This window comes from Streptomyces prasinopilosus (genome assembly GCF_001419695.1).
In the GTDB taxonomy this organism is placed as follows: Bacteria; Actinomycetota; Actinomycetes; order Streptomycetales; family Streptomycetaceae; genus Streptomyces; species Streptomyces prasinopilosus.
Map to the genome: position 1 here is coordinate 1 of NZ_LIRG01000208.1, position 9,993 is coordinate 9,993.

Genomic DNA, 9,993 nt, shown 5'->3' on the forward strand with positions numbered 1-9,993 from the left:
TGCCGGGCGGGACGGCGGGCGGAGGTCCGGCGTCCTCCGCCCGCCGCCGTTCGGATCGCCCTCGGGGCCTCTCGTTCGGACCGGACCGGGCTCGTGGGGTCCGGCCCGGTCCGAGCGGAGGACCCTAGGAGGGCAGTTCCTTCAGCCGGATGTCGCGGAAGGAGACCTGGTCGCCGGCTCCGTGGTTCTGGAGGCCGATGTGGCCGTCGGTCAGGCTCCGCTCGGGGTCCGTGTTGGTGAAGTCGTTGATCTTGACTCCGTTGAGGAACACCTGGAGCCGTTCGCCCTGGACCTTGATCTCGTAGGAGTTCCACTGGCCGGGCGGACGCAGGACCTGGTCACGGGCCTTGATGTTCGCCGACTTGAACGAGTAGACGGAGCCCGTGGTGCGGTCGGGCGCGTCCGTGGCGTCGATCTGGATCTCGTAGCCCTTGTTCACCGCGGACCAGGGGTCGTCGGAGGCCGGGAAGCCCACGAAGATCCCGGAGTTGTCGTCGCCCCGCATCTTCCAGTCGAGCTTGAGCGAGTACGACGACAGTTCCTTGGCCTGGTACCAGAGCAGGCCCATGCCGCCCTCGGACACCAGGGTGCCGTCCTTGACGTCGAACTTTCCGGGGCCGGCCTGCTTCCAGCCGTCCAGGGTGTGGCCGTTGAAGATCTTCCGGTGGTCCTTGCCCGGCTTGCAGTCCGCCTTGACCTGGCCGGTGGCGTACTGGAGGCCGCCGAGCAGGTGGGCGCGGAAGGCCTCCTCGGCGTAGGACTCCTTGGTGTGGCCGCCGCCGGTGTAGAAGGAGCGGCCGCCGCCGTAGCTCTGGCACCAGGCGATCGGGTGGTCGCCCTTCATGGTGCCGCCCTGGTAGGTCGTCTCGTCCAGGGTGGCGAGGACCTTGGCCTGCCCGCGCGGGTTGGTGCGGTAGTTGTACCACTCGTCGGTGCGCTCCCACGCGTCGTCCAGGTGCGCGGTGGAGGGGTGGTCGTGGTCCTCGACGCGCACGGTGGCCTTCTGGACGGCCGGGTGCGAGTCGAAGTGGGCGCCGACGAGACCGCCGTAGAACTCCCAGTCGTACTCGGTGTCGGCGGCGGCGTGGATGCCCAGGTAGCCGCCGCCGTTCTTGACGTAGTTCTCGAACGCCTTCTGCTGGTCGGCGTTCAGGACGTCACCGGTGGTGGAGAGGAAGGCCACCGCGTCGTACTTGGCGAGGTTGGCCGTGGTGAACTGTCCGGCCTCCTCGGTCGCGTCGACGGTGATGCCGGCCGGGCCGCCCAGTTCCTTCAGCGCGGCGACGCCGGCCGGGATGGAGTCGTGGCGGAAACCGGCGGTCCTGGAGAAGACCAGGACCTTCTTGCCGCCCTTGAACGGCTCCTTGGAGAACTCGAAGTCGTCCACGTCGTACAGCGCGCCCTCGCCGCCCTTGAAGACCAGGTAGATCTCCGTGGTCTTCTTCGGCAGCGACCGCAGCGGCACGTCGACGTCCTGGAACGTGTCCCAGCCGCCGGTCGGCGGGATGTACGCCGAGCCGTGCAGCTTGCCGTCGGGTGAGCCGGTGCGCAGTTCGACGAAGCCGCCGGCGCCGCCGGAGGAGGCCCGCACGGTCAGCTTCTTCTGCCCGTCGAACCGGTAGGGGCTGAAGGAGATCCAGTCGCCGTCGTGGATGTCGCCGACGGTCTTGCCGCCGTGGGCGCCGGTCTTGTCGAAGGTCTTCACGCCCGACTGGGTGGTGAAGTGCTCGGCCTGGCGGTGCAGCGGCTGGAGCACGGTGCGCGCGGTGCCGGTCAGGGCTTCCTGGCCGTTGGCCCCGCCGTCGGTGTAACTGGCTCCGACGACACCGTAGATGTTGGCGTTGGGGTCGTGGCCGCCGTCTCCGGCGGGCGGCTTGAGGGTGCCCTCGCAGCCCGTCTCACTGGTCAGTTCGTGGGCGTGGGAGTCGTGGCCGAGGCTGTAGACGACCTTGACCTTGGAGCAGTCCGCCTTCTCCTCGGGGTCGGTGACGGTCACCTTGAACGGGACGGGCTCGCCGAAGGCGGCCAGGCTGCCGTTGCCCGGGACCTCGATCCTCACCGTGGGCTCGGTGTTGCCGACCACGATCCGGGTGCTGGCGTTGCCGGTGTTGCCCTCGGGGTCCGTGGCGGTGAAGGTCGCGGTGTAGGTGCCGGCCTTCTTGTACCTGTGGGTGGGGGTGAGGCCCTCGCCCTTGGTGCCGTCGCCGAAGTCCCAGCGGTAGGTGAGGTCCGGGGAGTCGGCGTCCTTGGCGGAGCCGGTGAACCTGACCTTCAGGCCGGCCGCGCCGGAGGTCCGGTCGGCGCTCACCTCGGCGATCGGGGAGAAGCCGTCCTCGGCGTTCTCGATCCGGTACAGGCCGGAGTTCTCGTCGCCCTGGAACCAGGAGACGCCGTAGTCCAGGACGTAGAGCGCGCCGTCGGGGCCGAACTCCATGTCCATGATCTGGGTGCCGGTCCACGGGAAGTCGTTGATCTTCGCGACGGAGCCGTCCTCGTTCTGCTCGATCCGCTTGATCCAGCGGCGGCCGAACTCGCCCGCGAAGAAGTCGCCGTCGTACGCCTCGGGGAACTTCACCGAGGACTCGAGTCCGGGGTCGTAGCGGTAGACCGGTCCCGCCATCGGGGATTCGGAGCCGCTGCCGAACTCGGGCACGGAGCCGCCGTCGTAGGGGATCCAGGCGGGCTGGGCGGGCGGCAGGTCGACCAGGCCCGTGTTGTGCGGCGAGGTGTTCTTCGGGGCTGCGCAGTCGAACTTCTCGCCGGAGGTCTTGGTGGCGAAGTCGTAGTCGGTGTAGGCGTCGTTGTCGCCGGTGCAGAAGGGCCAGCCGAAGTTGGCGGCCTCGGTGACCTTGGCGAACTCGACCTGTCCCGCGGGCCCCCGGTTCGGGTCGGCGGCGCCGGCGTCGGGACCGTAGTCGCCGACGTAGACGGTGCCGGTCTTGTCGTCGACGCTCATCCGGAACGGGTTGCGAAAGCCCATCGCGTAGATCTCGGGGCGGGTCTTCTCGGTGCCGGAGGCGAAGAGGTTGCCCTCCGGGACGGTGTACGAGCCGTCCTCGGCGACCTTGATGCGCAGGATCTTGCCGCGCAGGTCGTTGGTGTTGCCGGAGCTGCGGCGGGCGTCGAAGGCCGGGTTGCGGCCGGGCCGTTCGTCGATCGGTGTGAAGCCGTCGGAGGCGAAGGGGTTGGTGTCGTCGCCGGTGGACAGGTAGAGGTTGCCCTCGGCGTCGAAGTCGATGTCGCCGCCGACGTGGCAGCAGGTGCCGCGGGAGGCCGCGACGTCCAGGACCTTCTTCTCGCTGGCCATGTCCAGCGTGCCGTTGGGGTTGAGGACGAAGCGGGAGAGGCGGTTGACGCCGTCGAACTTCGCGAAGTCCTCGGCGGTGCCGGTCTCCGGGGCGTCGCCCGCGGGGGTGTCGAGCGGCGGGGCGTAGTAGAGGTAGACCGCCCGGTTGTTCTCGAAGTCCGGGTCGACGCCGACGCCCTGCAGGCCCTCCTCGTCGTGGCTGTAGACGGGGATCTTCCCGGCGACCTTGGTGACGCCGCCCTGGTCGGTGAGGCGCAGCGTGCCGTCGCGCGAGGTGTGCAGGACGCTGCGGTCCGGGAGCACGGTGAGCGACATCGGCTCGCCCGTCTCCGGCTCGCCCTTGGCGAGCGGTACCTGCTGGAACTGTCCCTCGGCGGCCGCCGGTTCGTCGTGTTCCGGGTGCCCGGGGTGGGCGCCGGCGACGGTCGCGGGGGTGCCCACGGCCAGCATCAGGCCGGTGAGCAGGGCGAGGGCGGCGCGAAGTCCGGGCCGCCTCGTGATGGGGGCGGGTGTGAGTCTGCTTCTGTGCACGAAGTCCCTCCGGGAACGGGGTGGGGCCGTACGGAACGGGTGCGAGGACGTGCGGTGCGGGTGCGAGGACGTGCGGTGCGGATGCCGGGGCGGGCCGTCACCCCGGCGGCATGGGTGTCCTGAACGCTTCAGGACCGGAACACTTCAGGGACGGTAACCGCGTTCGTCCGGGGCGAACACCCCTTGGACCGGGACCGGCCGAACTTCCCCCCGGTACAGGACAAAGCGGGATCCGGGCAGGCCGGGCCGGGGACCGGCGGGTGCTCCGGTCCCCGTCCCCGACCTGGCGTCGGGCGTGCGGTTCAGCTGCTGAACGCCGCGTCGAAGGAGGCCGACGGCGGGTCGAAGTCGTACTTCTTCAGCCGGGCCAGCGCCTCCGGGGCGCCCTGGAGGCGGTCCATTCCGGCGTCCTCCCATTCGACGGAGACCGGGCCCCGGTAGCCGATGGAGCGCAGCATGCGGAAGACGTCCTCCCAGGGGACGTCGCCGTGGCCGGCGGAGACGAAGTCCCAGCCGCGCCGGGGGTCGCCCCAGGGGAGGTGGGAGCCGAGGCGGCCGTTGCGGCCGTCGAGACGCTTGCGGGCCTCCTTGCAGTCGACGTGGTAGATCCGGTCGCGGAAGTCCCACAGGAAGCCGACCGGGTCGAGGTCCTGCCACACGAAGTGGGAGGGGTCGAAGTTGAGCCCGAAGGCCGGCCGGCGGCCGACCGCGTCCAGCGTGCGGACGGTGGTCCAGTAGTCGTAGGCGATCTCGCCGGGGTGGACCTCGTGCGCGAACCGCACGCCCTCGGCGTCGAAGACGTCCAGGATCGGGTTCCAGCGCGCCGCGAAGTCCTCGTAGCCGCGGTCGATCATCGACTCGGGCACGGGCGGGAACATGGCGACCAGGTGCCAGATCGCCGAGCCGGTGAACCCGATGACGGTGTCGACGCCGAGGAGGGCGGCGGCGCGCGCGGTGTCCTCGATCTCGGCGGCGGCCCGCTGCCGCACGCCCTCGGCCTCGCCGTCGCCCCAGATCCTGGCGGGCAGGATGGCCCGGTGGCGTTCGTCGATGATGGCGTCGCAGACCGCCTGGCCGACCAGGTGGTTGGAGATCGCCCGGACCTCAAGGCCGTACTTGCCGAGGAGCCGGCGCCGGGAGTCCACGTAGGACGGGTCGGCGAGTGCCTTGTCCACCTCGAAGTGGTCTCCCCAGCAGGCGAGTTCGAGGCCGTCGTAGCCGAAGTCGCGGGCGAGCCGGCAGACCTCCTCGAGGGGGAGGTCCGCCCACTGGCCGGTGAACAGGGTGAAGTCGCGGGGCATGCGGGTCTGCCTTTCCTCAGGTCTTCAGGCGGCGATCGGCGTGTAGACGGAGTTCTTCCGGGCGCTGTCCTCCACCGCCGCCAGGACGCGCTGCACCTGCAGTCCGTCGGCGAAGGAGGGTTCGGGGGCGCGGCCCTCGGCGACGGCGTGGACCAGGTCGCGGGCCTGGTGCACGAAGGTGTGCTCGTAGCCGAGGCCGTGGCCCGGCGGCCACCAGGCGTCCAGGTAGGGGTGGTCGGGTTCGGTGACCAGGATGCGGCGGAAGCCCGCGTGCGCCGCGGGCTCGGTGGCGTCGTGGTAGGAGAGTTCGTTGAGCCGTTCCAGGTCGAAGGCCAGCGATCCGCGTTCGCCGTTGAGTTCGATGCGCAGCGCGTTCTTGCGGCCGGTGGCGTACCGGGTGGCCTCGAAGGAGGCGAGGGCGCCGGAGGTGAAGCGGCCGGTGAACAGGGCGGCGTCGTCCACGGTGACCTCGCCGGTGCCGGCACTGCCGACGGCGGTCAGGCCGCCGGCCGGCGCCGCGGGCAGCGGCCGCTGCCGGACGAACGTCTCGGTGAGCGCGGAGACCCCCGCCAGCCGTTCACCCGCCAGGTACTGGGCGAGGTCGACGATGTGCGCGCCGAGATCGCCGAGCGATCCGGAGCCGGCCTGTTCCCGGCGCAGCCGCCAGGTCAGCGGGAACGCGGGGTCCACCAGCCAGTCCTGGAGGTAGGCCACCCGGACGTGCCGGAGGGTGCCGATGCGGTCCTCGGCCACCATCCGCCGGGCCAGCGCGGTCGCGGGGACCCGGCGGTAGTTGAAGCCGACCATCGCCAGCCGGCCCCGTCCCCGGGCCTCTTCGGCGGCACGGACCATCGCCTCGGCCTCGGCGACGGTGTTGGCGAGGGGCTTCTCGCACAGCACGTGCTTGCCCGCGGCGAGCGCGGCCACCGCGATCTCGGCGTGGCTGTCGCCGGGGGTGCAGATGTCGACGAGGTCGACGTCGTCCCGTTCGACCAGGGCGCGCCAGTCGGTCTCGGTGTCCGTCCAGCCGTGGCGGTCGGCCGCCGCGCGCACCGCGGTGGCGTCCCGGCCGCAGACGACGGCCAGTTCGGGGTTCATCGGCAGGTCGAAGACGCGGCCCGCGGTGCGCCAGCCCTGGGAGTGGGCGGCGCCCATGAAGGCGTAGCCGACCATGCCGACGCGCAGGGGTGGCTTTCCCGCCCCCGTGCCGTCCGCCCCGTCTGACTGCTGCGGCTGTGCCATGCGGATGTCCTCCTCGTCGTCGTGGCGGGCGGGGGGCGGCCCCGCCCGGTGGGCCGGTCAAGCCCGTGGGGCGGGGCTCGTCACTTGAAGCCGGTGGACATGTACTGGTCGACGTTCTCCTTGTCGACGACGGCCGAGTAGCAGGTCAGCGAGGTGGGGATCTCGAACTCGGCGAGGCCGCCGACGCCCTTGCCCTGGCCGAGGGCGCGGGCGAGGTCGATCGCGGAGGCGGCCATCGACGGCGGGTAGAGCACGGTCGCCTTGAGGACGCCGTCGTCCGCCTTGATGGCCTGGAAGGCGGAGAGCGCGCCCGCGCCGCCGACCATGAGGAAGTCGTCGCGCCCGGCCTGTTCGATGGCGCGCAGCGCGCCCACGCCCTGGTCGTCGTCGTGGTTCCACAGGGCGTCGAACTTCGACTGGGCCTGGAGGAGCTGCGCCATCTTGGCCTGGCCGGACTCGACGGTGAAGTCGGCGGCCTGGCGGGCCACCTTCTTGATGTTGGGGTAGTTCTTCAGCGCGTCGTCGAAGCCCTGGGTGCGCTGCTTGGTGAGTTCCAGGTTGTCCAGGCCGGCCAGTTCGACGACCCGGGCATTGGGGGTGTCCTTGAGCTTCTCGCCGATGTAGTGCCCGGCGTTCAGGCCCATGCCGTAGTTGTCGCCGCCGATCCAGCAGCGGTAGGCCTGGGGGGAGTTGAAGATGCGGTCGAGGTTGACGACGGGGATGCCGGCGCGCATCGCCTTCAGCCCGACCTGGGTGAGCGCCTTGCCGTCCGCGGGCAGCACCACCAGGACGTCGACCTTCTTGTTGATGAGGGTCTCGATCTGGCCGATCTGCTGGGCGGTGTCGTTGGAGCCCTCGGTGACCTCCATGGTGACGTCCGAGTACGTCTTGGCGCGCTTCTCGGCGTTGTCGTTGATGGCGTTGAGCCAGCCGTGGTCGGCCTGCGGTCCCGCGAAGCCGATGGTGACCGGCTTGCCGGGCTTGTCGTCGGCGGCCGGCCGGTCGTCGGCGGTCGGCTCGGCGTCGCTCGGCTCGTTGCTGGTGCAGCCGGTGACGAGGACGCCGGCGGAGACGGCGGCGGCTCCGAAGAGCAGCCCTCTGCGGCTCGTGAGGGGTGTCTGCGGCATGGCGGTGAACCCTTTCGTCAGGTCGTGCTCGCGGTACGGCGCTGGACCAGCACGGCGGCGACGATGATCGCGCCCTTGGCGATCTGCTGGACGTCGCTCTGCAGGTTGTTCAGGGCGAAGATGTTCGTGATCGTGGTGAAGATCAGGACGCCCAGCACGGAGCCGACGATGGTGCCGCGGCCTCCGGTGAGCAGGGTGCCGCCGATGATCGCGGCGGCGATGGCGTCGAGTTCGTAGAGGTTGCCGTTGGTGTTCTGGCCGGAGCCGGACAGCACGATCAGCAGGAAGGCGGCGATGCCGCAGCACAGCCCCGACAGCAGGTACAGGTACAGGCGTTGGCGGCGGACGTCGATGCCGGCGAGCCGGGCCGCCTCCGCGTTGCCGCCGACGGCGACGGTGCGGCGCCCGAAGGTGGTCCGGTTGAGGACCAGCCAGCCGATGACGGTGACCGCCGCGAACACCAGGACCAGGGGCGGGACGCCGAGGACGTAGGCGTCGCGTTCGCCGAGGTCGAGGACGCCGTCGATGGTGACGACCTGGGTCCGTCCGTCGGTGATCTGCAGGGCGAGGCCGCGGGCCGAGGCGAGCATGGCGAGTGTCGCGATGAACGGGACCATCCCGCCGTACGCGATCAGCACCCCGTTGACCAGGCCGCAGCCGACGCCGACGAGGACGGCGGTGAACAGGATGCCGGCGAACCCGAACTCCTGGGTGGCGACCGTGGTCGCCCACACCGAGGCCAGGGCGACGATCGCGCCGACCGACAGGTCGATGCCGCCGGAGGTGATGACGAAGGTCATGCCGACGGTGACGACGCCGATGACGGAGGCCTGGGTGAGGACGAGCTGGAGGTTGCGGGTGTCCAGGAACTCGTCCGGTCTGGTGATGCCGCCGATGAGGAGGAGCGCGGCGAGGACGCCGAGCAGGGACAGGGTGCGGACGTCGGGGCGGAACAGCACGGCGCGCCGGGCGGGCGTTCCACCGGTTGCCGGCGCCTTCTCGGTGCTGTCCCGCGGCGGGGAGACGGGCTGCGTCATGACGCCGGGCTTCCTTCCATGACGAGGTCGAGTACACGGTGTTCGTCGAGTTCCGGGGCGGGTGCCGTGTGGACGACGTCGCCCTCCCGGAGGACCAGGACGCGGTCGGCGAGGCCGAGCACCTCGGGCACCTCGCTGGAGACGAGCAGGACGGCGAGGCCTTCGTCGGCCAACCGCCTGATGACTGCGTACAGTTCGGCGCGGGCGCCGACGTCGACGCCGCGGGTGGGCTCGTCCAGCAGCAGCACCCGGCAGCCGCGCAGCAGCCAGCGGGCGAGCACGGCCTTCTGCTGGTTGCCGCCGGACAGGGCGCGCACGGGCACGTCCGGGTTGTCCGGCCTCAGCGACAGTTCGCGGGTGGCCGCGCGGGCCGCGCCGAGTTCGGCGCCGCGGTCGATCCAGCCGGCGCGCGAGAAGCGGGACAGGGCGGAGAGCGACACGTTGCGGGTGACGGACTCCAGCATGAGCAGGGCCTGCGCCTTGCGTTCCTCGGGGGCGAGTCCGATCCCGGCGCGGACCGCGGCGCGCACGCTGCCCGGCCGCAGGGGGCGCCCGTCGACCAGGACCCGGCCGGAGTCCGGCTTGCGGGCGCCGTAGACCGTCTCCAGGATCTCGGAGCGCCCGGAGCCGACGAGTCCCGCGAGCCCGACGATCTCCCCCGGGCGCAGTTCGAGGTCGAGGGGGGCGAACTCGCCCTCGCGGGAGAGGTTCTCGACGGTCAGCACCGGTTCTCCGGTGGGCGGGACGGCCGGCCGCGGGGGGAAGACGTACTCGACGTCGCGGCCCGTCATCAGGGCGACCACCTCCCGGGTGGGGGTGGACCGGGCGGGCAGCCCGCCGGCGACGGCGCGGCCGTCCTTGAGCACGGTCACCCGGTCGCCGATGCGCCGGATCTCCTCGAGGCGGTGCGAGATGTAGACGACGGCGACCCCGTCGGCGGTGAGGGCGGCGACGATGCGGAAGAGGTTGTCGACCTCGTCCGGGTCGAGGGCGGCCGACGGCTCGTCCATCACGATGAGGCGCACGTCGTGCGAGAGCGCCCGCGCCATCGAGACGATCTGCTGCTGGGCGGCGGACAACTCCCCCACCGTGCGGCCCGGTTCGATCTCCGGGTGCCCGAGCCGGGTCAGCAGCTCGGCCGTCGAGTCCCTGGCCGTCCGGGGACGGACGACGAACCCGGCGGTGGTCGGTTCCTGGCCGAGGTGGACGTTCTCGGCGACCGTCATGTGCTCCACCAGGTCGAGTTCCTGGTAGATGGTGGCGATCCCGAGGCGCATGGCGGCGATCGGCGAGCGCAGGGTGACGGCTTCGCCGCGCCAGCGGATGGTGCCCGTGTCGGGTTGGTGGGCGCCGGCCAGCACCTTGATCAGGGTGGACTTGCCGGCGCCGTTCTGGCCGAGCAGGCAGTGCACCTCGCCGGCCTGGACGTCGAGGTCGACGCCGTCCAG

General features: G+C 71.2%; 6 protein-coding genes. All 6 read right to left on the reverse strand.

Annotation, left to right across the window (positions count from 1 at the left end; genetic code table 11):
- Nucleotides 1-124: 124 nt before the first annotated feature.
- Nucleotides 125-3,838 carry a ThuA domain-containing protein gene (locus tag AOK18_RS10375; RefSeq protein ID WP_055694128.1) on the reverse strand — a complete coding sequence of 1,238 codons (3,714 nt, stop codon included), beginning with the start codon at nucleotides 3,836-3,838 and terminating at the stop codon, nucleotides 125-127.
- 302 nt (nucleotides 3,839-4,140) lie between these two features.
- Nucleotides 4,141-5,139: a sugar phosphate isomerase/epimerase family protein gene (locus AOK18_RS10380; RefSeq protein WP_055571188.1), complete on the reverse strand. Its 999-nt coding sequence runs from the start codon at nucleotides 5,137-5,139 to the stop codon at nucleotides 4,141-4,143.
- Nucleotides 5,140-5,163: 24 nt separating this feature from the next.
- Nucleotides 5,164-6,381, reverse strand: coding sequence for a Gfo/Idh/MocA family protein (locus tag AOK18_RS10385; protein ID WP_167738665.1), 1,218 nt, complete (start codon nucleotides 6,379-6,381; stop codon nucleotides 5,164-5,166).
- A gap of 80 nt (nucleotides 6,382-6,461) precedes the next feature.
- Nucleotides 6,462-7,508, reverse strand: coding sequence for a substrate-binding domain-containing protein (locus AOK18_RS10390; protein ID WP_055571190.1), 1,047 nt, complete (start codon nucleotides 7,506-7,508; stop codon nucleotides 6,462-6,464).
- A gap of 17 nt (nucleotides 7,509-7,525) precedes the next feature.
- Nucleotides 7,526-8,545: an ABC transporter permease gene (locus AOK18_RS10395; RefSeq protein WP_055571191.1), complete on the reverse strand. Its 1,020-nt coding sequence runs from the start codon at nucleotides 8,543-8,545 to the stop codon at nucleotides 7,526-7,528.
- Nucleotides 8,542-9,993: sugar ABC transporter ATP-binding protein (locus AOK18_RS10400; RefSeq protein WP_055694130.1), on the reverse strand; the 1,452-nt coding region annotated here is incomplete at its 5' end. The genes AOK18_RS10400 and AOK18_RS10395, both read right to left, overlap by 4 nt.

Bases quoted from the DNA above. Each gene is read 5' to 3' on its own strand.
- AOK18_RS10380 (WP_055571188.1), bottom strand. From the start codon at position 5,139: ATGCCCCGCGACTTCACCCTGTTCACCGGCCAGTGGGCGGACCTCCCC.
- AOK18_RS10385 (WP_167738665.1), bottom strand. From the start codon at position 6,381: ATGGCACAGCCGCAGCAGTCAGACGGGGCGGACGGCACGGGGGCGGGA.
- AOK18_RS10390 (WP_055571190.1), bottom strand. From the start codon at position 7,508: ATGCCGCAGACACCCCTCACGAGCCGCAGAGGGCTGCTCTTCGGAGCC.
- AOK18_RS10395 (WP_055571191.1), bottom strand. From the start codon at position 8,545: ATGACGCAGCCCGTCTCCCCGCCGCGGGACAGCACCGAGAAGGCGCCG.